Source organism: Burkholderia sp. BCC0398 (assembly GCF_902833245.1).
In the GTDB taxonomy this organism is placed as follows: Bacteria; Pseudomonadota; Gammaproteobacteria; order Burkholderiales; family Burkholderiaceae; genus Burkholderia; species Burkholderia sola.
Window position 1 is genome coordinate 711,962 of record NZ_CADFEM010000001.1, and the last position, 22,871, is coordinate 734,832.

Annotated in this window: 20 protein-coding genes; 13 read left to right on the plus strand and 7 right to left on the minus strand. The window is 65.9% G+C overall.

The window, feature by feature from the left end:
• Positions 1-77: 77 nt before the first annotated feature.
• On the minus strand, positions 78-1,628 hold the full coding sequence (tssC, locus tag HWX76_RS03130; RefSeq protein ID WP_050017874.1) for a type VI secretion system contractile sheath large subunit: 1,551 nt from the start codon (positions 1,626-1,628) through the stop codon (positions 78-80).
• Positions 1,629-1,701: 73 nt separating this feature from the next.
• Positions 1,702-2,214 carry a type VI secretion system contractile sheath small subunit gene (gene tssB, locus HWX76_RS03135; RefSeq protein WP_050017873.1) on the minus strand — a complete coding sequence of 171 codons (513 nt, stop codon included), beginning with the start codon at positions 2,212-2,214 and terminating at the stop codon, positions 1,702-1,704.
• A gap of 580 nt (positions 2,215-2,794) precedes the next feature.
• Between tssB and tssK the strand changes: the two genes are divergently transcribed.
• The 6 genes from tssK (at position 2,795) to tssE (ending at position 10,519) form a co-directional block, all read left to right on the plus strand.
• On the plus strand, positions 2,795-4,144 hold the full coding sequence (gene tssK, locus HWX76_RS03140; RefSeq protein ID WP_050017872.1) for a type VI secretion system baseplate subunit TssK: 1,350 nt from the start codon (positions 2,795-2,797) through the stop codon (positions 4,142-4,144).
• Complete coding sequence (locus tag HWX76_RS03145; RefSeq protein WP_176015461.1) at positions 4,144-4,899, plus strand: DotU family type IV/VI secretion system protein; 756 nt, start codon at positions 4,144-4,146, stop codon at positions 4,897-4,899. Before tssK ends, HWX76_RS03145 begins: the two co-directional genes overlap by 1 nt.
• Positions 4,896-6,674 carry an OmpA family protein gene (locus tag HWX76_RS03150; RefSeq protein ID WP_244137934.1) on the plus strand — a complete coding sequence of 593 codons (1,779 nt, stop codon included), beginning with the start codon at positions 4,896-4,898 and terminating at the stop codon, positions 6,672-6,674. Before HWX76_RS03145 ends, HWX76_RS03150 begins: the two co-directional genes overlap by 4 nt.
• A gap of 90 nt (positions 6,675-6,764) precedes the next feature.
• Positions 6,765-7,250, plus strand: coding sequence for an Hcp family type VI secretion system effector (locus tag HWX76_RS03155; protein ID WP_006750272.1), 486 nt, complete (start codon positions 6,765-6,767; stop codon positions 7,248-7,250).
• Between the two features lie 132 nt (positions 7,251-7,382).
• Entirely contained in the window at positions 7,383-10,100 is a 2,718-nt protein-coding gene (gene tssH, locus HWX76_RS03160) for a type VI secretion system ATPase TssH (RefSeq protein WP_176015463.1), read from the plus strand.
• The gene (tssE, locus tag HWX76_RS03165; RefSeq protein WP_176015464.1) at positions 10,097-10,519 is read left to right on the plus strand and encodes a type VI secretion system baseplate subunit TssE; all 423 of its coding nucleotides are present in this window, start codon (positions 10,097-10,099) and stop codon (positions 10,517-10,519) included. The genes tssH and tssE overlap by 4 nt, the downstream gene beginning before the upstream one ends.
• Positions 10,520-10,529: 10 nt before the next feature.
• On the opposite strand, the gene HWX76_RS03170 is transcribed toward tssE, so the two are convergent.
• Positions 10,530-11,315, minus strand: coding sequence for an NAD(P)H-dependent oxidoreductase (locus tag HWX76_RS03170; RefSeq protein ID WP_176015465.1), 786 nt, complete (start codon positions 11,313-11,315; stop codon positions 10,530-10,532).
• A gap of 86 nt (positions 11,316-11,401) precedes the next feature.
• Between HWX76_RS03170 and HWX76_RS03175 the strand changes: the two genes are divergently transcribed.
• Both HWX76_RS03175 and HWX76_RS03180 read left to right on the plus strand, forming a co-directional pair.
• Entirely contained in the window at positions 11,402-12,295 is an 894-nt protein-coding gene (locus HWX76_RS03175) for a LysR family transcriptional regulator (RefSeq protein WP_176015466.1), read from the plus strand.
• Between the two features lie 137 nt (positions 12,296-12,432).
• On the plus strand, positions 12,433-12,837 hold the full coding sequence (locus tag HWX76_RS03180) for a DUF2471 family protein (protein ID WP_050017867.1): 405 nt from the start codon (positions 12,433-12,435) through the stop codon (positions 12,835-12,837).
• 195 nt (positions 12,838-13,032) lie between these two features.
• Here HWX76_RS03180 and HWX76_RS03185 read toward each other — a convergent pair whose 3' ends face one another.
• The gene (locus HWX76_RS03185) at positions 13,033-15,066 is read right to left on the minus strand and encodes an NADPH-dependent 2,4-dienoyl-CoA reductase (protein ID WP_176015467.1); all 2,034 of its coding nucleotides are present in this window, start codon (positions 15,064-15,066) and stop codon (positions 13,033-13,035) included.
• Positions 15,067-15,141: 75 nt separating this feature from the next.
• On the opposite strand from HWX76_RS03185, the gene HWX76_RS03190 reads away from it, so the two are divergent.
• A complete protein-coding gene (locus tag HWX76_RS03190; protein WP_176015468.1) occupies positions 15,142-16,224 on the plus strand; it encodes an AraC family transcriptional regulator in 1,083 nt (360 codons plus the stop codon).
• Positions 16,225-16,237: 13 nt separating this feature from the next.
• Here HWX76_RS03190 and HWX76_RS03195 read toward each other — a convergent pair whose 3' ends face one another.
• From HWX76_RS03195 to HWX76_RS03205, 3 genes are all read right to left on the minus strand, one after another.
• Positions 16,238-16,687, minus strand: coding sequence for a DUF126 domain-containing protein (locus HWX76_RS03195; protein ID WP_124554529.1), 450 nt, complete (start codon positions 16,685-16,687; stop codon positions 16,238-16,240).
• Entirely contained in the window at positions 16,680-17,927 is a 1,248-nt protein-coding gene (locus HWX76_RS03200; protein WP_176015469.1) for an aconitase X, read from the minus strand. The genes HWX76_RS03195 and HWX76_RS03200 overlap by 8 nt, the downstream gene beginning before the upstream one ends.
• 204 nt (positions 17,928-18,131) lie before the next feature.
• Positions 18,132-18,560, minus strand: a complete 429-nt coding sequence (locus tag HWX76_RS03205) for a MarR family winged helix-turn-helix transcriptional regulator (protein ID WP_050017862.1) — start codon at positions 18,558-18,560, stop codon at positions 18,132-18,134.
• A gap of 90 nt (positions 18,561-18,650) precedes the next feature.
• Here HWX76_RS03205 and HWX76_RS03210 point away from each other — a divergent pair, with 90 nt between their 5' ends.
• The 4 genes from HWX76_RS03210 (at position 18,651) to HWX76_RS03225 (ending at position 22,855) form a co-directional block, all read left to right on the plus strand.
• Positions 18,651-19,571: a LysR family transcriptional regulator gene (locus HWX76_RS03210; protein ID WP_050017861.1), complete on the plus strand. Its 921-nt coding sequence runs from the start codon at positions 18,651-18,653 to the stop codon at positions 19,569-19,571.
• A gap of 105 nt (positions 19,572-19,676) precedes the next feature.
• Positions 19,677-20,108, plus strand: coding sequence for a MarR family winged helix-turn-helix transcriptional regulator (locus HWX76_RS03215; RefSeq protein ID WP_011548253.1), 432 nt, complete (start codon positions 19,677-19,679; stop codon positions 20,106-20,108).
• Positions 20,109-20,172: 64 nt separating this feature from the next.
• Complete coding sequence (locus HWX76_RS03220) at positions 20,173-21,267, plus strand: HlyD family secretion protein (protein ID WP_089489093.1); 1,095 nt, start codon at positions 20,173-20,175, stop codon at positions 21,265-21,267.
• Between the two features lie 13 nt (positions 21,268-21,280).
• On the plus strand, positions 21,281-22,855 hold the full coding sequence (locus HWX76_RS03225) for a DHA2 family efflux MFS transporter permease subunit (RefSeq protein WP_089489092.1): 1,575 nt from the start codon (positions 21,281-21,283) through the stop codon (positions 22,853-22,855).
• Positions 22,856-22,871: the final 16 nt, after the last annotated feature.

The following is a 22,871-nucleotide window of genomic DNA, read 5'->3' on the forward strand; positions in this document are numbered from 1 at the left end:
GAATCTCTCGGTTGCGCGACTGCACGGCACGCCGGGGTGCCCCTGTCCACCCCGGCGCCACTGCGACTAACGTCAGATCAGTTCTTGGACTTCGGCATCTGCGACACGAGCGACAGCCCGATATCCATCCCTTCGACCTGGAAGTGCGGAACGATGAACAGCTTGATCCGGAAGAAGCCCGGGTTGTCCTCGATGTCCTCGACCGTGACCTTCGCCTCGCGCAGCGGATGCGACGCCTGCAGTTCGTCGCCCGGATCCTTCATCTCGGTCACGAGCCCCTTGATCCAGTTGTTCAGCTCGAGTTCGAGCAGACGGCGATCCTTCGTCGTGCCGATGTTTTCGCGCTGGATCAGCTTCAGGTAGTGCGCGATGCGCGACAGCAGGAAGATGTACGGCAGCCGTGCGTTGATGCGGCTGTTCGCGGTCGCTTCCCGGGTCTCGTACAGCGCGGGCTTCTGCGCCGAGTTCGCGGAGAAGAAGCACGCGAAGTCGTGGTTCTTGTAGAACGACAGCGGGATGAAGCCGAGATTCGCGAACTCGAATTCACGGGTTTCAGGGATCAGCACCTCGGTCGGGATCTTCGGCTGGTGACCGGTGCCGAGGTCGTACAGGTGAACCGGCAGATCCTCGACCTTGCCGCCCGCCTGCGGCCCGCGGATTTGCACGCACCAGCCGTTGCTAACAAAGCTGCGCACCATGTTCGCCGCGAACGCGAACGACGCATTCATCCACAGGTACTTGTCGTGGTCGGGGCCCTTGACGGCCTCCTCGTAGTTGAACGCGCGCACCGGCGCCGTATCCTTGCCGTATGGCAAGCGGCCGAGCACGCGCGGCATCGTCAGGCCGACGTAACGCGCATCGTCGGTATCGCGGAAGCTCTTCCACTTGATGTATTCGGCGCGATCGAAGTAGTTGCCGATGTCCTGGATCGCTGCGACTTCCTCCATCGACTGCTTGCCGAAGAACGTCGGCCCGACCGAGCCGATGAACGGCATATGGGCGGCAGCCGCCACCTTCGAGATATTGCGCAGCAACGCGACGTCCATCGGCGAATTCGCGAACTCGAAGTCGCTGATCATCGCGCTGATCGGCTGGCCGCCCGGCGTGTCGTATTCCTCGATGTACGTGAGGCGATACAGGCCGCTCTGGATCAGTTCGGGCGTGTCCTCGAAGTCGCGCTGCAGCGCGTCCTTCGACACGTCGAGCACCTCGATGCGTGCGTTCTTGCGGAAATCGGTGCGGCTCACGAGCATCTTCAGGCCGCGCCAGCGTGCTTCGAGCGCCTGAAATTCCGACGTGTGCATCACGGCGTCGAGCTGACGGCCGATTTGCCGGTCGATCTGGCCGATGTGGAAGTCGAGCAGCGATTTGTCGAGCCGGTCCACCGGCTGGCTCGTCTTCGCGACGAGTTCGAGGAACGCGCCCATCCCGCGCGCGATGCGCTCGTCGGCCGACGCCTCGGACAGCATGTCGTTGTCGCGGAACGCCTCGAGCGGGCGCGCTTCACGGATCGGCTTCAGGTTGATCTTGCTGCACAGCGATGCATAGACGCTGTCGACATCGCCCTGCGGGGCATCCAGCACGACGGTCTCGGTCGCGCCGGTTTGCTGCGTTTCAGTGGATTTCATCTCGGATCCTGTCTGCGATCGAATCGCTACGATGTTGCGGAATGCGCTGAATGCGCGCTTTGCCCGGCCTCGTTCACGCATGCCCTTCCGGCTGCGTCGCGGCGGTCGCGATCTGGGCGAGCTCGCCGCGCAGCTTCGCGGACAGGCGGTCGTCCTTCAGCACCTTCTCGAACTCGCGGCGGAACGTCCCGTTGTCGAGCAGGTTCGATTTCAGGTCGCGCAGCAGATTGCGCATCGCGAGGAGCGCCTGCAGCTCGGGAATCTGGCGCGCGACCTGCTCGGGCGCGAAATCCTTGATCGACCGGAACGACAGGTTGACGGGCAGTTCCGAACCGTCACCGGCCAGCGTATTGGCCGCGGCGATCCTGAGATCCGGCGCGTAGTCCGCCAGCACGGCATCGAAGTTGTTCTTGTCGATGTTCACCTTCTTGCGCTCGGCCAGCGGCGCCTGCTCGCGCCCGGCACTGAAGTCGCCGGCGACCAGCAGCTTCAGTGGCAACTCGACCTTCTTCTGCGCTCCACCCGTATGCAGATCGAGGGTGATCGACACCCGGCTTTTCGGGATCTCTCGCTGAAAGCTATCCAATTCGTTCTCCTTATTTCAGGAAGCTTGAAGACTCCGCGACACGCACCCACGACTCAAGGATGCTCCGTCGTCCTTATCGCCCATGCGGAACCCCGCAACGTGCATCGACGAACGACCGAGTCGAATATGCGCGGCCCGATATCCGACTCAGGCGGCAGAAAATATCACGGCCTTTATCGACGAGTAAACCGGCAATGCAAAAAATTGGAAACGAGCGACAGCTCGGTTTTTTTAATAATAAGACACATCCTAATTTTTGCGCCGCTTCTTCATACGCTCTGCCGCGCTCACACTCCGGCCATCCATGCTATCCAAAAAGTCGTCAATTCCAACCCATCTCATTGATATATTTACAAAAACTTCACGCCCCTCAAAAATCACAATCCCGATAAACAACCCCTCGCAAACCGTTCTCAATCACAAAACACGTCCCACGCAGAGAATCTCAAAATAAATATCACGCTTATCTCAATTTAAAAGACACATTTTTCAACACTCTCCAATAAACCCGGGTATACGAAATCGGAAAACGATGTATAGAATCGGCGCCTCATCATTCCTGGATCGTGACGACCACACCATGCGGATCGACAAACCGCTCTGGCATGAAGGGCTCATTCTGACGCAGCAGCATTTCCAGCAGCAGGAGCGCTGGAACGGATTCGCGCTGCAACAACTCGCTTCGGCGCTGACCGTGGCGCCGTGGGGAACGCTGTGTGTCGACATCGACGAGGAGGCGCTGTCGTCCAGTCGCCTCAAGCTCACGCGGTTGCAACTGCGCTTCCCCGACGGTTCGCCGATCGATACGACCGTTGCCGATGCGTTGCCGCCGGCGCGCGACCTCGTCGGCGAAATTCCCGCGGATACCCAGACGGTCGACGTGCTCGCGGCGCTCGCGTTGCCCGATGCGAACGGCAACAACTGCCGCTTCGACGAGACGGCGCTGGCCCGCCCGCGTCGCGCCTATCGCGAGTTCGTCAAGGTGACGGACCTGAACGGCACCGGAGACACCGAAATCGCCGCCGAGCGCCACGCGGTCCGGGTGTTGTTCGGCTTCGAGTCGCATGCGGACGACACGGTGTGCGCGATCGCGCGCCTGACACGCTCGACGAGCGGGCAGTTCCAGGTCGATCGCCGCTACGTCCCGCCTTGCCTCGCTCTGTCGGGGCATGCACTGCATATCGAGCGCATCCGGCGGCTCGCCGATATCCTCGCCGCCAAGAGCGTGCTCCTTGGCGAGCGCCGCAGCGAGCGCATCGAGCAGGTGGCCGAATACGGTGTCGCCGACGTCCAGCTGTTCTGGCTGCTGCATTGCATTCACCAGGCATGGCCGCAGTTGCGCTTCCTCGCGTCGCATCCGGCGCAACCCACGGATCGCCTGTACCAGGTGCTCGCGCAATTGGCAGGATCGTTGACGACGTTCTCGACGCGCGTGTCGCTGGCGGACATCCCGCCGTACGACCACGCCGCCGCACATGACGTCTTCGCGACGCTCGAATCGCTGATCCGCGACCTGCTCGACGCGATCATCCCGTCGCGTGTCGTTCCGATCGGGCTGTCACATACGACATCGACCACCTGGGCCGGTCAGTTCGTCGACGAGCGCATCGTCGAGGGCCCGGCTGACTGGTATCTGTCGGTGAACGCGGCCCTGCCGGCATTCGAGCTCGTCGAACAGTTCCCGCGCCTCTGCAAGATCGGCGCACCGGACGACGTCGAACACATCGTCAGTTCCGCGGTCGCCGGCATTCCGCTGAAGGCGGTGCAACGAGTGCCGGGCGCCATTCCGGTCCGGCTGGACAATCACTATTTCGCACTCGACGCACACGATGCCGCGCATGCAAGGATGTTGGCCGCACGCGCGTGCCAGATTTATTTGCCGGCTTCGGTTCCCGACGCATCGATCGAACTCTACGCGGTGCTGCGCTGATGAATGCCATCGTCTCCAGCCGTCACGAATCCGCGCTGCTCGCGCGGGAGCCGTCATCCGGTCATTCGGCCCGACCGTCCATGCGTGCGTTGCTGCGCGATACGGCGTTACTCGTCTCCCATCTGTCGAACGGCGGGCGAGTCGACAACCCTGAAAGCCTCCGTCTGCAGTGCATGCAGCTCGTGGCGCAATTCGCGGCTGCGCTCGATGCGCAAGGGGTGGCCGCCGACGTACGGGACGATGCCGCGATCGCGCTGTGTGGGCTGATCGACGAAGCTGCGCTGCGCCATCTTCCAGCGGCCGACAAGGCGAACTGGGAACAGACACCGCTACAGGTCGACCGATTCAGCATTCACGACGCCGGCACGCGCATTTACGAACGAATCGAATACCGGATGCGCGAATCCGCACCGAACGTCGACCTGCTCGAATGCTACGCGGCCGTTCTCGGCCTGGGATTTCGCGGCTGCTACGCCGCCCGCTCGCGCTCGTCCACGGGCGCCCACGACGGTGAAGCGAAACGTCAGGCACTGATCGCGGCGCTGGCGACGCAGATCGACCAGTTGCGGCCTGCCGCGCGGCCGAGGTTCGTCGTCGATCGCGCGAACGTGCGTCTGCTCGACCGGCTCACGCATCTTTCGCCATGGGTGATCGCGGGCGCCGCCTGCGTGATCGCACTCTGCGCGTGGTTCGCCTGGGATCGCATGCTCGACGCGGACCTCGCCCAACTCGTTCAGAAAACCAACCAGCCGTGACGTCGGAAACCGTTCTTCCACCGTCAGCGACGCGCGCGGATGCCGACGCCGCGCGTGCCGCCCTTGCAGGACTCGGCTATCCGTTGCGCACGGTCGTGACGATATCGACGTTGCTGGCGCTTGGCGTCATCGGATGGATGGTGCCCATCGACCGCGACGTCATGTGGGGGCTGATTGCGAGCGTTATCGCACTGGCCCTGCTGATCGTCTGGCTGTATTCGCGAAGCATAGCCCGCGCTCGCGAACGATACGTGCACGTGATCGCGCAACTCGGCGCAGCGACGGCCGACCTGCCCATCGCGTTGCGCACCGGAATGCCGCTTGCGCTCGTCGTCGGCGACGGCTTGCCCGCGCTGTTCGATCGCGACAGCACTCACGCGCGTTTCGTGCACGTCGGCGACGGTGCAATCTGGCTGCGGGTCGACCAGCCGAAGGATCTGGCTCGTCTCGCCGTCGCGGTCCGCCAGTGGCGCGACGGCAATGCGCCGGATTGCATCGTGTTGTCGGTGGCGCCCGCCAGCCACGCGAATGACGACACGCTGTCGCAGGCGCTGCGCGTGATCCGGCAGGCAACCGCGGATACGTCGCGCATGCTGGGCTTGTCGTTGCCCGGTTACGTTGCGATCTACCAACGACTGTCGAACGCACACGCTGGCGATAGTCCGGCAAGCGGCCCGTTGGCACCCCGGTGGTATGGCCTGTCGACCGGCTTGCGGATCGCGAATATGCGTGACTTCGACACGGCAATCGATGCAGCCGAAACGGATGCGTGTCATGCCGACGCAAGTCCGTGGGCGGCCGCACACGCGGCGGCGCTTCCATCGATGATCGGGTGGACACGCCGTATCGTGTTCGACACGCTGACCGAAGGCCGCCAGCCCGCTTCTCCCTGGCCGTTGTTCGGTGCCGGCTGGATCGACCATGGCCCGGCGACGAGCCCCGACACGCCGTGGGAACGCGAAGCACACGCGCGGACCGGCATCGCCCCGCCCGCGCTTCCTGCCTCGGCGCTGCCCTGGCCGCTGCCCCAGCCGCTGATCGACGCAGTGCCGCGGCAGGCGAAGCGATCGCCGCGCGTCACCGCCGTCGCCCACGTCGTCGCGATCGCCGCTTGCGCAGCCACGGCCGCCATCTGCGCAGCCGCCGTCAACAACGCAGCGCTGATGGCGCGAATCGGCGCGCATCTCGAGCGCTACGCCCTCATCCCCGCGACACAAGACGCCGCCAAGCGCGACGCGCTCCGGTCGCTTGCATCGGATCGCGACCAGCTCGACCGTTATGCCCGTATCGGCGTTCCGCTCCGGCTGTCGTTCGGCACGTACCGCGGCTCGCCCCTGTTGCCGTTGCTCGACGATGCAATCGCTTCCTACGAACCGCCTGCGCCACCACCCACGGTCGTCACACTCGACAGCCTGGCTCTTTTCGACAGCGGCAAGGCGCAGCTCAAGCCCGGCACCACGCGCGCCATGGTCGGCGCGCTGGCGCTGATCAACGCACACCCCGGCAAACGGGTACTCGTCGCCGGCTACACGGACGATCAGGGCCGCCCCGAACGCAACCTCAAGCTGTCGCTCGATCGTGCCGCAGCGGTGCGCGACTGGCTCGTCGACGCGTCGGGCATGCCGTCGACACAATTCGCGATCCAGGGCTACGGCGATACGCGGCCGATCGCGGACAACACGACGTTCGACGGACGGGCGAAGAATCGGCGGGTCGAAATCACGCTCGTGCCCGATACGCCGTCGCCTGCCGTATCGACCGGACCCTCGAGCTAACGCGTTGGGTTCCCGGGCATCTGCTCCGGGTTTATCAGCGCCGGAATCCGTTTCCGGCAATTCGCAGTACGAAGAAGAAGGAGTGAACAAATGGCAATTCCGGCTTACATGTGGCTCAAGGACGACGGTGGCGCAGACATCAAGGGGTCGGTGACCGTTCAGGACCGCGAGGGGAGCGTCGAGCTGGTCGCGTTCGATCACGGCGTGCACATCCCGACCGACGGCAATACGGGCAAACTGACCGGCACTCGCGTGCACAAGCCGATCACGCTGACGAAAGAGACGGACGCATCGACGCCGTATCTGTACAAGGCCGTGACGAGCGGCCAGACGCTGAAGTCGGTCGAGATCAAGTGGTACCGGATCGACGATGCGGGCAAGGAGAAGGAGTACTTCAACACGAAGCTCGACAACGTGAAGATCGTTGCCGTGAAGCCGAAGATGCTCGACATCAAAAATCCCGACTACGAAAAGCACAACCATCTCGAAGACGTCGAACTGCGCTACGAGACGATCACGTGGTCGTACAAGGACGGCAACATCATCCACAAGGACACGTGGAACGAGCGCTCCTGATGGTTTGAGCGGCTGGCGGAACCGGCGCGTGCATGCGACGGGCTCCGCCACCGCTTGGCTCTGGTCCACTTGCCTGCCGCCGCCGATTCGCATGGCCTCGACGGCTCCCTCCCCCTCCTGATCGCTATCGACATGACGCCGCCTCTCCGCGATGCCTCCCACCTCATTCGCCGTCTCAATCCTCACTGCACGCACGCACTCGAAGCCGCCGCCAGCCTGTGCCAGACCCGGCTCGCAGATGAAATCGCAGTCGAGCACTGGGTGCTGAAACTGCTCGAGGCGGACGACGGCGACATTCCCGCGGTGCTGCGCCACTACGATCTCGACATCGATGCCGTCTGGGAAGCGCTGGTCGACGTGATCGATCGTATGCCGCGCACATTGCGCGGCATGCCCGCGCTTTCTCGTCAACTGGCCACGGTGATCGAGGACGCATGGGCGCAAACGGTGTCGGACGATCCCGACGGCGTCATTCGGTCCGGCCATCTGCTGCAGGCAATCGTCGATGCCCCGCATGTGCTGCGCACCCAGCGCGCGTGGCCGCTGCTATCGGTTTCGAGTGCGCAAATCCGGCGCGTGCTGCCGCGGCTCGGGCGGCGTTCTTGCGAGAACGCGCGCGACCACATCGTATCGGAGCAGGAAGCCGACCGGCCCGGCGGCGCGTTCGACGACGACACGCCCCTGTCGCCCGAGGGCGACGGCGCGCGGCCCCACACGTCGCAGCGGGCGAGCGACGGCAGTGCGCTCGCACGCTTCGCGCTCGATCTGACCGACAAGGCGCGGCGCGGCGAAATCGACCCGGTGCTCGGTCGCGACCGCGAAATCCGCCAGATGATCGACGTGCTCGCACGTCGCCGCAAGAACAATCCGATCCTCGTCGGCGAACCGGGCGTCGGCAAGACCGCGCTCGTCGAAGGGCTCGCGCTGCGCGTAGCTGAAGGCAGCGTGCCCGAAACGATCCGCGATACGCGCATCCTCACGCTCGATCTCGGTTTGCTGCAGGCCGGTGCGGGCGTCAAGGGCGAATTCGAACAGCGCCTGAAGAACGTGATCGACGAGGTGCGCGCCGCCACCACGCCGATCCTGCTGTTCGTCGACGAAGCGCATACGCTGATCGGCGCAGGCAACACGGCGGGCGGCGCCGACGCAGCGAACCTGCTCAAACCGGCGCTTGCGCGAGGAGAATTGCGGACGATCGCAGCCACCACGTGGGCCGAGTACAAGCAATACTTCGAGCGGGACGCCGCGCTCGAACGGCGCTTCCAGGTCATCAAGGTCGACGAACCGGACGATACTGCCGCGTGCCTGATGCTGCGCGGCCTTGCGAGCCGCTATGCGCAGCATCATCGCGTTCATATCCGCGACGAAGCGATCGTCGCCGCCGTGCGGCTGTCGCGTCGCTATATTCCGGCGAGGCAATTGCCGGACAAGGCCGTCGACCTGATCGACACGGCCGCCGCACGTGTGAGGATGGCGCTCGATGTACCGCCCGCGGAACTGCAACAGGCGCGCGCCTCGGTCGCCGCACTGGAACTGGAGCGCGATGCGCTCGACGCGGACATCCGCGCCGGAATTGCCGGCGTGGCCGAGCGGCGTGCGTCGATCGACATGGAATACGACACCGCATGCGCCGCCGCCGACCAGGTACTCGCTCAGTACTCGCGCGAACGCGATCTCGTCGGCGTCGTGCATTCCCTGCGCGATGCAGCCGATCGAGCGGCCAATCCCGCGGCCATCTCGGGCGCACTCGGCGCATTATCGGCCGTTCAACGAAAGCCGCCGATGATGGCGGCCGACGTCGATGCGCAATCCGTCGCGCGTGTCGTCGCCGAATGGACGGGCGTTCCGGTCGGCAATCTCGTCGAGGACGAACTGCAGAACCTGCTCACACTCGAGACGGCGCTCGCGTCGTGTGTCGTCGCACAGGACGACGCGATCGCGGCATTGGCCGAAAGCCTGCGCACCGCGAAGGCCGGCCTTAAAAGCGAACACGCGCCGCTTGGCGTGTTCCTGTTGGCGGGACCGTCCGGGGTGGGCAAGACCGAGACGGCGCTCGCGCTCGCCGACGTATTGTTCGGTGGCGCGGGAGCACTGACAACGATCAATCTGTCCGAGTACCAGGAAGCGCATACAGTTTCGCAGCTCAAGGGTTCGCCGCCCGGCTATGTCGGGTACGGTCGCGGCGGCGTTCTCACAGAAGCCGTGCGTCAGCGCCCTTACAGCGTCGTGTTGCTGGACGAAGTGGAGAAAGCGCATCGCGACGTACTCGACATCTTCTATCAGGTGTTCGACCGCGGCACGATGCGCGACGGCGAAGGGCGCGAGATCGATTTCCGCAACTGCGTGATCGTGATGACGTCCAATCTTGGCAGCATGCAAATCGACGATGCGACGGTTGAGGACGCATCGATCACGCAGGCAGCATTGCGGGAAGTCATTCACGCGCAACTGGTCGCGCATTTCCAGCCGGCGTTGCTCGCGCGCTTCCAGACGCTCGTCTATCGGCCGCTCGATGCCGCGGCGCTTGCGTCGATCGTACGCCTCAAGCTCGACAAGATTGCCGAGCGCCTGCAGCGGCAGCATGCCGCGACACTGGCGTATGCGGACGACGTGGTCGAATCGATCGCGCAACACTGTGTGTCCCGAGAATCCGGCGCGCGCAGTGTCGACGCATTTCTGAATCAGCGCGTGCTGCCCGCCTTGTCGCACGAACTGCTCGTGCGCATGGCATCGGACAGCGCACCGCGTCGGATCGCGTTGTCCGTCACTGCCGAAGGTGCGTTGACGATCGATTTCGTCGATGCATCGACGGCCGCCGATGACGCGGCCGGACGATGGAGCCGCCGATGACCGCCGGCCCTTCCCTCTACGACATGCTGCTCGGTCAGATCGGCGGCGAGCCCATCGGCGCCTACGACGACCGGACGCTCGAATGTCTGAGCGTGCAGCAAAACGTGCGCCGCATTCTCAATACGCGGGCAGGCGCGCTCAAGCACCTGCCCGACTACGGCCTGCCCGACCTGACGAACATCTACAAGGCCCTGCCCGCATCGTCGCACTTGCTCAAGCGGCAGATGGAAGCGACGCTGTTGAAGTATGAGCCGCGCATTCGCTCGATCGACGTCGGGATCGTCGACAACCACGATCCCGGCATCCTCGTCAGCTTCGAGATGACCTGCCACCTGAAGAACGCGGGGCTCGTGCGCTTCGGCACTTACTTCGAGCCACCCGGTCGCCTGCGCATCGAACGGTACGTCGCCCGCTCATGATCGAGCGCGATCAGCCCTCGTGCGCCAGATGCGCCGCAAACCCCACTTTCCCCGGCGCGACTTCTTCCTTCAGCGTCAGCGCCGGAATCTCGTAATCGCCCGCGTTCTGCTGGCGGAACGGAATCGGCGGCGTGGTCCACAGATCGTCGAGACGCTGGCCGAGTGCCGTACACGTTTTGTCGAAGCGCGCGGCGTTCATCTTGCCCGTCCGGTAGATCACGAACGGCGGCAGCACGTCGAACCCCGGGTAATACAGCACCCCGTGCTGGATCGGGAACAGCAAGTCGTCGATCGGCCCGTTGATGCCGCGCGGGCTGTAGTGCGGCTCCCACCCGCCCGTCGTGACGACGATCATCGCCCGCTTGCCGGCCAACATCCCTTCGCCGTAGCGGTCGCCCCAGTGCGTATCGGAATGCTCGCCGACACCGTACGCAAAGCCGTATGCATACACCCGCTCGAACCAGCCCTTCATGATCGCCGGCATCGAGAACCACCACAGCGGAAACTGCAGGATCACCGCATCGGCCCACTTCAGCTTGTCCTGTTCGCGCGCGATGTCGTCGCGCTGCGTGCCCGCCTCGAACGCGCGCTTCGAATCGAGCGCCGGATCGAAGCGATCGTCGGGCGCGCGATCGGTCACGTCGTTCTCATCCAGCACCGCCTTCCAGTTCATCGCATACAGGTCGCTCACCTGCACCGCATGGCCGGCCGCTTCAAGATGCGCGACCGCGAAGTCGCGCAGCGCGCCGTTCAGCGAACGCGGTTCCGGATGGGCATACACGATCAGCACATTCATGTTCGTCACTCCGTGGATTGAATGACTGCAGGATGCCGCCTTCGACGGTATATTTGAAATGAATTCCTGATATTCCAGCTATAGCCATGAATAATCTCAGAAGGCTCGATCTGAACCTGCTCGTCACGCTGGACGTGCTGCTCGCCGAGCACAACGTCACGCGCGCGGCCGAGAAGCTGAACATGTCGCAGCCGTCGGTCAGCGTGCAATTGCAGAAACTGCGCGACGTATTCGGCGATCCGCTGCTGCTGCCGGGGCCGCGCGGGATGCGTCCGACCGCGCGCGCGGAAGCGCTGCGCGAGCCGTTGCGCGAAGCGCTCGAAGCCGTCGAGCGCGCGGTGATCCCGGCCACGCCGTTCGATCCCGCGACCGCGACGAACACGTGGCGCGTGGCCGCGACCGACTACGGCGAATCGACGATCGTGCTGCCCGCGCTGCGCACGCTGCGTTCGACCGCGCCCGGTACGCGGCTCGCCGTCGTCGAACTGGTGCCGCCGCGCATCGAGCAGGATGCCGAACGAAACGGCATCGACCTGGCCTTTCATACGACCGAAGGATCCCCGCCCGGCATGCGGCGCCTGCCACTGTTCGTCGAGCGCTACGTGCTGATCGGCCGTGCCGGGCATCCGAAGCTGAAGCGGCGGCCGACGCTCGCGCAGTTCGGCACGCTCGAGCATGTGATCGTGTCGCCGGACGGCGGCGGCTTCTTCGGCGCGACCGACGAAGCGCTCGCGAAGGTCGGCATCGTGCGGCGCGTCGTGCTGTCGGTGCCGCACTTCCTGTTCGTGATGTCGGCCGTCGCGAGCACCGATCTCGTCGCGATGCTGCCCGAGCGGCTGGTGCGCGACGTGCCCGCGCTGCGCGTGGTGGATGCGCCGGTCGAGGTGCCCGGCTATGAAATGTCGATGCTGTGGCACGAGCGCGTGCATCGCGATCCCGCGCATCGGTGGCTGCGGGAGACGATCGCGGCGGCGGTCTGACACGCCGGTCGCGACGCGGCTGACATTTACTGTCATCGGGGGCTTGAAAGTCCACCAATCACTGTATATATTTACAGTGTTTCTGCGTCATTTGACCCGAATTCCGTCATCCCGAGACGGTCTTTAGTGAGGCGACCATGTTCCAGTCATCCGCATTCGATCCCGAGCAACCCGGCTTCAATCCCGTCCACTTCGAGCGCGCCGCGCAGCGGGCGGTCGTCGATCTGCAGCGTGTCGTCGGCGGCCCCGCGCAGCGAGCGCTCGGCCTGCGACGCCGCACGCATCCGGCGGCAGTCCGCACGATGAGCTGGCAGGCGCTGCTGAACGTCGAAGAGCTGGCGTTCTCGAATCCCGGGTTCCTGAACCGCAACGATCCGACCGTCGTCGACGCGTTCATCCGGCTGCGCGACAGCCGGCTGGTCGCCGCGGACGTCGAGGAGCCGGTCGACTGGCGCCGCGACGACGACGACCTGCCGGCCGTCTACCTGATCGTCAAGGCGATGCTCGAAGCGGAAGAGGAAGAACGGGCCGAGGCAGCCTGACGCTCGCTGGCCGATCGCCGCGGGCACGGCCTGCGGGGCTCGCGTCGCCACGTTGGGTGGTGGCGCGGTCGGCCCTGCGGCTCGTTATGATTTTGCGCCGCGAATCGGCGCATCCTGCGGCAAGCCGCGAACCGTCGCTTCAGCCGATCATCGCGACGCGACGACCGTCCGAACGACCATCGCAGCGCCCGCCGGTTACAACCGCGCCGCGAGCCGCGCGCCCTGATCGATCGCGCGCTTCGCATCGAGTTCGGCGGCCAGTTCCGCGCCGCCGATCAGGTGCACCGAGCGACCGGCCGCCTGCAGCGGCGCGAGCAACGCGCGCTGCGGCTCCTGCCCGGTGCAGAGCACGATCGTGTCGACTTCGATCAGTTCGTGATCGGTGCGCTGCTCGCCGTACGACACATGCAGCCCGCGCGCATCGATCCGCTCGTAGTTCACGCCGCCGACCATCTTCACCTGCTTCATCTTCAGCGTCGCACGGTGAATCCAGCCGGTCGTCTTGCCGAGCCCCTTGCCGAGCGGCGCGGCCTTGCGCTGCAACAGCGTCACTTCCCGCGCCGGCGCCGACACCTGCGCACGCGTCACGCCGCCGCGCGTCGCGGCAGGGTCGGTCACGCCCCACTCGACCTTCCATTCGTCCAGATCGAGTGCCGGCGATTCACCGTCCTGCACCAGATACTCGGCGACATCGAAGCCGATCCCGCCTGCGCCCACCACCGCGACCCGCCGCCCGACCGGCTGTTTGCCCGCGAGCACGTCGATATAGCTGAGCACGTTCGGCCCGTCCTGCCCCGGAATCTTCGGGTCGCGCGGCGCGACGCCGGTTGCGAGCACGATCTCGTCGTAGCCGCCCGCGATCAGGTCGCTCGCGTCGACGCGACGGTTCAGGTGTAGCTTCACGCCGGTCAACTCGACCTGCCGGCCGAAGTAGCTCAACGCTTCGTGAAACTCCTCCTTGCCCGGAATCCGCTTCGCCATGTTGAACTGGCCGCCGATCTCGGCCGCGCCGTCGAACAGGTCGACCTGATGGCCGCGCTGCGCGAGCACGGTCGAGCACGCGAGGCCGGCCGGCCCCGCGCCGACCACCGCGATCCGCTTCGGCTGCGGCGCGGGCGTGTATTTCAGCTCCGTCTCGTGGCACGCACGCGGATTCAGCAGGCACGACGCAATCTTGTTCTTGAACGCGTGATCGAGGCACGCCTGGTTGCAGCCGATGCAGGTGTTGATCTCGTCGGCCCGCCCCTGCGCGGCCTTGACGACGAACTCGGCATCCGCGAGCAGCGGGCGCGCCATCGACACCATGTCCGCGCAACCGTCCGCGAGAATCTGCTCGGCCACTTCGGGCCTGTTGATCCGGTTGGTCGTCACGAGCGGGATGCCGACCTCGCCCTTCATCTTCTTCGTCACCCACGCGAACGCGCCGCGCGGCACCGACGTCGCGATCGTCGGCACGCGCGCCTCGTGCCAGCCGATCCCCGTGTTGATGATCGTCGCGCCCGCGCGCTCGACCGCCTTCGCGAGCTGCACGGTTTCGCTCCAGTCGCTGCCGTCCGGAATCAGGTCGAGCATCGACAGCCGGTAGATCAGGATGAAGTCGCGGCCGACCGCTTCGCGCGTGCGCTCGATGATCTCGATCGGCAAGCGAATGCGGTTCTCATACGACCCGCCCCACTGGTCGCTGCGCTTGTTCGTATGCATCGAGATGAACTGGTTGATCAGGTAGCCCTCGGAGCCCATGATCTCGACGCCGTCGTAACCGGCTTCGCGCGCGAGCGTCGCGCAGCGCACGAACGCGCGGATCTGCCGCTCGACGCCGCGCGCGCTCAGCTCATGCGGCGCGAACGGCGAAATCGGCGACTTGATCTTCGACGGCGCGACCGCGAACGGGTGATAACCGTAGCGGCCCGTATGCAGGATCTGCAGCGCGATCTTGCCGTCCTCCGCATGCACGGCGCCCGTGATCTCGCGATGCCGGCGCGCGGCGGCCGACGTCATCAGCGTGCCGCCGAACGGCTTGGTCCAGCCGGCCACGTTCGGCGCGAAGCCGCCGGTCACGATCAGGCCGACCCCGCCGCGCGCGCGTTCGGCGAAATATTCGGCGAGGCGCGGCAGCGTCTTGCGGCTGTCCTCGAGGCCGGTGTGCATCGAGCCCATCAGCACGCGATTCTTCAGCGTCGTGAAACCGAGATCGAGCGGCGCGAGCAGGTGGGGAAAGGATGTCGTCATGATGATTCGGCGGGTAAGCGATGCCTGCCATCGTAGGCGCGCGCCGCCTTGAACGTGAGGGGGCAAACAGCCATAATGCTTGTCATTTCCGGCCAAATCGACATGACCTCCCCGTCTCGCAAGGATCGCCTCGGGCTGCGCCGGCCAACGATTCCGGTCGCCTATACGCGCCTGCTGCTGCAGGCGCTGGCCGCTCGCGGCGTCGATCTCGCCGCCGTGCGCGCCGGCACCGGCCTGCGCGACGCGGTGCTGGCCGAACCGGACGCGCGCGTCGCGCCGTCGCAATGGGGGCGGCTGGTGCTCAACGCGATCGAAATCGGCGGCGATCCGGGCATCGGGCTCGCGTTCGGGCTGCTGCTGAAACCGACCGTGCACGGCTTTCTCGGCTACGCGACGCTGACCGCGCGGGACATCCGCGACGCGCTGTTCGTCACGCAGCGCTACTTCCGGATGCGCAATCGCCAGTACCGGCTGACCTATGCGGAAGACGAGCGTGGCGCGACGCTCGAACTGCACGGCGTGCAGGCAAACCCCGTGCTGCAGCATCACGTGATGTTCGAATTCGTGCTGACGGGGCTCGCGCAGAACATCTCGCAATGGTCCGGGCGCACGTCACCGCCGATCAGGCTGCAATTCGCGTGGCCGGAGCCCGCGTATTTCGCGCGCTATCGCGATACGTTGCCACCGGTCGAATTCGGCTGTGCGGCCAATGCGCTATGGATCGCGCACGACGTGCTCGACTGGCCGCTGCCGCTCGCCGATGAAGTCGCGCACCGGCAAGCGCTCGTGCAGGTGGAACGCGAATACGCGCAGGTGCGGCAGGAGGAAGGCGATCTGGTCGAGCGCGTTCGCGCGGAACTGGCGCGCGCCGCCGGCGATTATCCGGGGCCGGACACGCTCGCCGACGCGCTGCTCGTGTCGACGCGCACGCTGCGACGCCGGCTGGAGGAAGCCGGGTCGAGCTATCGGCAATTGCTCGACGAAGCGCGGTTTCGTGATGCGAAGCAGTTGCTCGCCGCGTCGGATCTCGACCTGAAAACGATCGCCGAACGGCTGCAATTCACCGACCCGGCGAATTTCACGCGCGCGTTCCGGCGCTGGGCCGGGCAGACGCCGAGCGCGTTTCGGGAAGCGGCTGCGGGGACGGGACGCGAATGACGTGCGCGACGTATCAGCGCCCGATATAAATCCGCGCGCCGCCGTCCCCCTCGCCCGCGTCAATCCGCACCTCACCCGTTGCGGCGACGATCGCGTCGTACACGTCATCGCTCACGCACACCACCGGCACCGCGATCGCATACAGCTCCGCGGCCACGATCGCGCCGATCGAGATGATCAGGTCGCGCTCCTTCAGCACGATCCCGACCGGCCCGGTGCCGTTGCGCACCGCTTCCGCGAGCACGCTGCTGCTCGAACTCGATCCCTTCGCGTGCGGCATCACCATCACCTTGCCGGCGAGGCTCGCGCCGGCCTGCGGATGCCCGCGATCGACGATCCTGCCCGCGCCCGAGTCGTAGCCGCCCCAGAAGCTGAGCGGCTTGTCGAGCACGAAAGGCCGCGCACACGCGCTGCCCGGCACGAGCGTGTCGCCCGTCAAGAATGTGTCCGTCGCTTCAGTCATCGAATCGCACCTTGCCTTCGTACGCGGACCGCACGCATTCGCGCATGCTGCCGTACGCGACCGTCACGCCGATGTTCGCGGGCGCATACGACGCCCATTTCCCCGAGTTGGTCATCACCAGCCCCGACAACCGCTTCATCACCGGCGTGATGTACGTGCAGGTATCGACGACGATCTGCACGCCGCGCGCGGCGAATTTCTCCGCGAGGCCGACTTGCTCCAGCTCCCACAGAATGAAGCGGCTCGTGTTCACGTAGAAATCGCAGGCCGGCTTGCCGTCGAACGCGTCGAGCAACGTGTCGAGCGTGCGGAATTCGGCCAGCGAGAAATGCGGTGTACCGAGCGCGACCGCGACCAGCGCGTCGCCGGCCGCGCCGTGATTCAGCGTGCGGCGAATCTCGTCGAGATCGGCCATCGTGATGTCGATCGTGCGAAGCGCTGCGCGCCCGTGCAACGCGGCGTCGAGCGTCGGCGCCTCGGGCGTCACGCCGACCGCATGGAACAGCGCGACGGCCCCGCTCGACGCGGCGGCCGCGCCGAGCGCCTTGAGTTCGTCCTCGGTGGTGTCGGCCGGCAGCCCGACGATCGCCGGCACGACCGCGCCCGCGATCTTGCCGACCGCCAGACCGAGCGCGGCGAAATAGATGTCGCGCGACGGCAGGCCGGTGAAATCCGGCGCGTTGAACACGATTCGCGCGGCGCGGTTCGCGTCGACATGCAGCCCCGCATACGGCGCGCGCCCAGTGATCGCGGCGGCCAGGTCGAGAAAATCGCCGTAGCGGCTCGTGCGCGCGCCGAGCACAGAGTTCGCGAACACGATCGCATTCGATTCGGCCCACGCGATCTGCTCGCCCAGCGCGGGACGATGCTTCAGTTGATACGGCGCGCACGTGAAGCTCGATTCGCAGCCGAGCAGCAAGTGCGCGTCCATCAGGCGCTGCGCATCGCGCTGGATCGTGCGGTCGCCGTGGTACAGCTCGGGATGGATCAGGTCGAGCGAGCCGACGTTCAACGTGGTCGGCACCGCGACCTTCGCGCCCGTGTCGACGAAATAGTCGACGAAGTCGAGGCTCGTCTGGCCGTGATACAGACAGCCGTCGATATGGGCAGACGTAATGTCGATCAGGTGCGGCGCGGACATCACTTGCGCGGTGCGCGCGACGATCCGCATCGCGCGGGCGACGCCGTGCCCGAAATCCCCGCGCAACATTGCGTCGTCGCGGTCGCTCAACTGCAGCATCGGTTGCTCCTCGTGACGCGTGCCGGCGGCCGCGCCGGCTCGTGAATTCCGTCAGAGGACTCTACAACTGGAAACAAAAACTGTCCAGATTGGGACAAAACCGGGCATCATAAAAACCAATTTTCACAACAGGAAGCTTCGGCGGCGGCCAATGGCTTGCGTTCCGCACCAGTTGACCGCCACACCGACCCGCCCGCCCCTCGCCTAACGTTCCGCCGTCAGGCTGAACAGCTCTGCGCGCAACGCCTTCGCGCGATCGCGGCCGAACTGGGTGTCGAATTCGTCCTGCGCGGCCTGCCACGCGACCAACGCCCGCGCGAACGTGCGCTCGCCGAGCTTCGTGAGATGGAGCGCATGCGCACGCGCATCGTGCTCGGATGCCGCCGTCGCGACGAAACCGTCGCGCTGCAACGGCTTCAGCGCACGCAGCAAGGTCGTGCGATCCATCACGAGCGCATCGGCGAGTTCGCTCATCAGCAGGCCGGGCCGGCGTTTGAGGTTCACCATGATCGAGAACTGGGCGGGCGTGACGCCAACCGGGGCCAGATGGCGCTCGTACAGTTGCGTGACGAAGCGCGCCGCCTGACGCAGCGCGAGGCAGTTGCACGCCTCGGAAATCGGAATGTCGTTCATGTCGTCGAATCTATATGTGCATATGCATAAAGTCAATGTACACTCCGCCGTAACATGGCCGGGGCCGGCCATCGCGTCAAGGAGACGGACATGGACTACATCGACAAGCTGCGCATCTTCCGGTCGGTGGTGGAGATGCGCAGCTTCACGCGCGCCGCCGACATGCACGGCCTCGCGCGGCCGGTCGTCTCGCGCGCGGTCGCGGATCTGGAGGCGCGTTTCGGCAGCCGGCTGCTGCACCGGACCACGCGCCAGGTGTCGCTGACCGAAACGGCCGAGCGCATCTATGAGCGGTGCGCGGCCGTGCTCGACGAACTCGACGCGCTCGAAGTGGAAGCGCAGACGCACACGCGCGAGCCCGAGGGCCTGCTGCGCCTCGTCGCGCATACGACGGCCGCGCTGAACCGGCTCGTGCCGCTGATCGCCGGCTTCAAGCGCGCGCATCCGAACGTGCGCCTCGACGTCACGCTGACCGAGCGCCCGGTCGATCTGGTCGGCGAAGGCTACGACATCGGCATCGTCGTGCCGTACATGCTGACGAGCGAATCGACCGTCGTGCGGCTGGTCGAGCGCATTCCGGTCGTGATCGTCGCGACGCCTGCATATCTGCAAGCGCATGCGCGCCCCGAGACGCCGGCCGACCTCGCCAATCATCCGTTCGTGCCGATCTCGCCGTCGCTGCGCCGGCCGGCGCTGTCGTTCCGTGTCGACGGCAACATGCTCACCGTGCCGTTCCGCTTCGACATCTCGTCGAACAGCCCCGTCTTCAACCGCGAAATGGTGATGCACGACTTCGGCATCGGCGTCGTCCCGAAAACGCTCGTCGAGGCCCAACTCGCGTCGGGCGCGCTCGTGCAGCTGCTGGAAGACGCCGATCTCGTCGATGCGTTCGTCGAAATCAAGCTCGCGTACGCGAACCGCGCGCTGCTGCCCGCGAAGGTGAAGGCGTTCATCGACTACACGGCCGCGTACTGCGACCGCGAAGGCTGGATCGTTCCCGCGGCGGCGTGACCGGGCGCGAGCGCGCCGTTCCGACGCCGATTGGTACAGCCACGACACCAATCTGATCCTGTCCCGCCGCTCGCTTCACGCCGTCCCGCCCCCTAACATGTGCACATGCACAAGACCACGCTCACCGATGACGATTGCTTCGCGGTCCGGCAAGCCGCCCGGCGGATCTCGCAGTTCTACGAGCGTTACCTGTCGCGAGCGGGCGTGACGCCGTCGCAATACAGCATCCTCGCGCTGCTGCGCGAGCGGCCCGGCCTGACGATGGCGACGCTGTCGAACGTGCTGGTGATCGAACGCACCGCGCTGCTGCGCGCGCTCAAGCCGCTCGTCGGCGCGGCGCTGGTGACGGGGCGGATCGAGCCGCCATGTCGTGGTCAGACGTTTGCACTGACCGCACACGGCGAAACGAAGGTCGCCGACGCGCACGTGCACTGGCTCGCCGCACAGGAAGCGTTCGAGCGGTGCTTCGGGTCGACGCAGGCGGCCCGCCTCAGAGACGAATTGTTCCGGATCACGCACAACCTGCCGGAACGCTAACCCTTTTCCCGATCGGCACGACGTCGTCGATCGCTTTGATTAGTGCATATACATAGGTGAATCGATGGATACGACCCAAGCCGCTGCCTCGTCACGCGAAGCAGCCACAACCGAGCGGCCCGCGAAGCAACGACGCCGCGTGCCGTGGATGCGCATCGCGGTGGGCGCCGTCGTCGTCGTGGTCGCGGCCGCCGCGCTCGACTGGCTGTTCGTGCTGCGCTTTCAGGAAAGCACCGACGACGCGTACGTCGGCGGCGACGTGACGGTGCTCGCGCCGAAGGTCAACGGCTTCGTCGACAAGATTCTCGTGACCGACAACCAGCGCGTGAAGGCCGGCGACGTGCTCGTGCAGCTCGATGCGCGCGACTACGACGCGAAGCTCGCGCAGGCCAGCGCCGAAGTCGACAGCGCGCGCTCCGCCGTGACCGAACTCGAAGCGAAGCAGCAACTGCAATTCGCGGTGATCGGCCAGCACGCGGCGGACAAGAACGCGTCGTCGGCCGAACTGACGCGCGCCGCATCGGACCGCATGCGCTACCGCGAGCTCGTGAAGTCGGACGCCGTATCGAACCAGATCGTCGAGCGCGCGGACGCCGATTATTCGAAGGCCGGCGCGGCCGTCGAACGCAGCGACGCCGCGCTGCTCGCGTCGAAGCGCCAGCTCGACGTGCTCGGCGCGCAGCTCGCCGATGCGCGGGCCCGCGTGAACACCGCGCTCGCCGCGCAGCGCGTCGCGGCGCTCAACGTCGAATACACGACGATCCGTTCGCCGGTCGACGGCTACGTCGGCAACCGCACGGGCCGCGTCGGGATGCTCGCGAACGTCGGCGTGCCGCTGCTGACCGTCGTGCCGGCCTCCGGGCTGTGGATCGACGCGAACTTCAAGGAAGACCAGCTTCGCAAGATGCGCGCGGGCGACCGCGTCGACGTCGCGCTCGATGCGTCGAGCACGCGCCTGCATGGCCGCGTCGACAGCCTCGCCCCCGCGACCGGCGCGACCTTCAGCGTGCTGCCGCCCGAGAACGCGACCGGCAACTTCACGAAGATCGTCCAGCGCGTGCCCGTTCGCGTGCATCTCGATCCGCAGCCGGGCATCGAGCACGTGCTGCGCCCCGGGCTCTCCGCGGTCGTGACCGTGCATACCGACCACCAGCACTGAGCGGGAGCCGACGATGACCACCGCGTTTTCCGGCGACCCCGCGTCGCAACCGACCAAGCAGCGCGTGTTCGCGTTCGCGCTGATGTGCGTCGGCTTCTTCATGGCGACGCTCGACATCCAGATCGTCGCGTCGTCGCTGCGCGACATCGGCGGCGGGCTGTCCGCGAGCCAGGACGAATTGTCGTGGGTGCAGACCGCGTACCTGATCGCCGAGATCATCGTGATCCCGATGTCGGGCTGGCTGTCGAAGGTGATGTCGACGCGCTGGCTGTTCGTCGCATCCGCCGTCGGTTTCACGATCACCAGCATGCTGTGCGGGCTCGCGTGGGACATCAACTCGATGATCCTGTTCCGCGGCCTGCAGGGCGCGCTCGGCGCCGCGATGATCCCGACCGTGTTCACCACCGCGTTCGTGCTGTTCCCCGGCAGGCAGCGGCTGATCGCGTCGACGACCATCGGCGCGCTCGCGTCGCTCGCACCGGCGATCGGCCCCGTGATCGGCGGCTGGATCACCGACCAATGGTCGTGGCACTGGCTGTTCTACCTGAACCTCGTGCCGGGCATCGCGGTGGCTGCGCTCGTGCCGCGCTACGTGCACATCGACGCGCCCGATCTCAGCCTCATCAAACGCGGCGACTATCTCGGCATCGTGCTGATGTCGGGCTTCCTCGGCTGCCTCGAATACGTGCTCGAGGAAGGCCCGCGCAAGAACTGGTTCGGCGACGATGCGATCGTGATCTGCGCGTGGATCTCCGGCATCTGCGGCTTCCTGTTCATCGTGCACGCGCTGACCGCGAAAGATCCGATCGTCGACCTGCGCGCGCTCGCCGTGCGCAATTTCGGGATCGGCAGCCTGCTGTCGTTCGTGACCGGCATCGGGATTTTCGTGACCGTGTTCCTCACGCCGCTGTTTCTCGCGCAGGTGCGGGCGTTCAGCTCGCTGCAGATCGGCATCGCGCTGCTGTCGGTCGGCGCGTTCCAGTTGATCGCGCTGTGCGCGTATGCGTTCGCCGCGCGCTACGTCAGCATGCGTGCGCTGCTCGTGTTCGGGCTGATCTGCTTCGGCCTCGGCTGCTACCTGTACACGCCGATCACGCACGACTGGGGCTGGCGGGAACTGCTGCTGCCGCAGGCGCTGCGCGGTATCGGCCAGCAGTTCAGCGTGCCGCCGATCGTGACGATGGCGCTCGGCTCGCTGCCGCAGTCGCGGCTGAAATCGGCGAGCGGGCTGTTCAACCTGATGCGCAACCTCGGCGGGGCGATCGGTATCGCGGTAAGCGCGACGATGCTCAACGACCGGCTGAATTTTCATTATCTGCGGCTGAACGAGCACGTGAGCGCCGGCGAACCGCAGGTCGCGTCGCTGCTCGATCGCCAGGCCGCGTACTGGGGATCGGTGGCCGGCAATACGCTGAATACCGCGCAAGCCGGACTCGCGAACCTGCACCGCCTGATCTATCGCGAAGCGCTGACGCTGACCTATGCGGATGCGTATTACGCGCTGTCGCTGTGCTTCGTCGTCGCGCTGCTTGCCGTCGTGTTTTCCAAACCCATTACGTTGAACGCGCCGCCGCCGGACGCGCACTGAGGCCCACGGATCATCA

Coding starts and splice junctions, on each gene's coding strand:
- HWX76_RS03215 (WP_011548253.1), top strand. CDS start 19,677: ATGCACAAGACCACGCTCACCGATGACGATTGCTTCGCGGTCCGGCAA.
- HWX76_RS03175 (WP_176015466.1), top strand. CDS start 11,402: ATGAATAATCTCAGAAGGCTCGATCTGAACCTGCTCGTCACGCTGGAC.
- tssK (WP_050017872.1), top strand. CDS start 2,795: ATGCGGATCGACAAACCGCTCTGGCATGAAGGGCTCATTCTGACGCAG.
- HWX76_RS03145 (WP_176015461.1), top strand. CDS start 4,144: ATGAATGCCATCGTCTCCAGCCGTCACGAATCCGCGCTGCTCGCGCGG.
- tssC (WP_050017874.1), bottom strand. CDS start 1,628: ATGAAATCCACTGAAACGCAGCAAACCGGCGCGACCGAGACCGTCGTG.
- HWX76_RS03170 (WP_176015465.1), bottom strand. CDS start 11,315: ATGAATGTGCTGATCGTGTATGCCCATCCGGAACCGCGTTCGCTGAAC.
- HWX76_RS03185 (WP_176015467.1), bottom strand. CDS start 15,066: ATGACGACATCCTTTCCCCACCTGCTCGCGCCGCTCGATCTCGGTTTC.
- HWX76_RS03190 (WP_176015468.1), top strand. CDS start 15,142: ATGCTTGTCATTTCCGGCCAAATCGACATGACCTCCCCGTCTCGCAAG.
- HWX76_RS03155 (WP_006750272.1), top strand. CDS start 6,765: ATGGCAATTCCGGCTTACATGTGGCTCAAGGACGACGGTGGCGCAGAC.
- HWX76_RS03205 (WP_050017862.1), bottom strand. CDS start 18,560: ATGAACGACATTCCGATTTCCGAGGCGTGCAACTGCCTCGCGCTGCGT.
- tssH (WP_176015463.1), top strand. CDS start 7,383: ATGACGCCGCCTCTCCGCGATGCCTCCCACCTCATTCGCCGTCTCAAT.
- HWX76_RS03220 (WP_089489093.1), top strand. CDS start 20,173: ATGGATACGACCCAAGCCGCTGCCTCGTCACGCGAAGCAGCCACAACC.
- HWX76_RS03225 (WP_089489092.1), top strand. CDS start 21,281: ATGACCACCGCGTTTTCCGGCGACCCCGCGTCGCAACCGACCAAGCAG.
- HWX76_RS03180 (WP_050017867.1), top strand. CDS start 12,433: ATGTTCCAGTCATCCGCATTCGATCCCGAGCAACCCGGCTTCAATCCC.
- HWX76_RS03210 (WP_050017861.1), top strand. CDS start 18,651: ATGGACTACATCGACAAGCTGCGCATCTTCCGGTCGGTGGTGGAGATG.
- HWX76_RS03200 (WP_176015469.1), bottom strand. CDS start 17,927: ATGCTGCAGTTGAGCGACCGCGACGACGCAATGTTGCGCGGGGATTTC.
- tssE (WP_176015464.1), top strand. CDS start 10,097: ATGACCGCCGGCCCTTCCCTCTACGACATGCTGCTCGGTCAGATCGGC.
- HWX76_RS03195 (WP_124554529.1), bottom strand. CDS start 16,687: ATGACTGAAGCGACGGACACATTCTTGACGGGCGACACGCTCGTGCCG.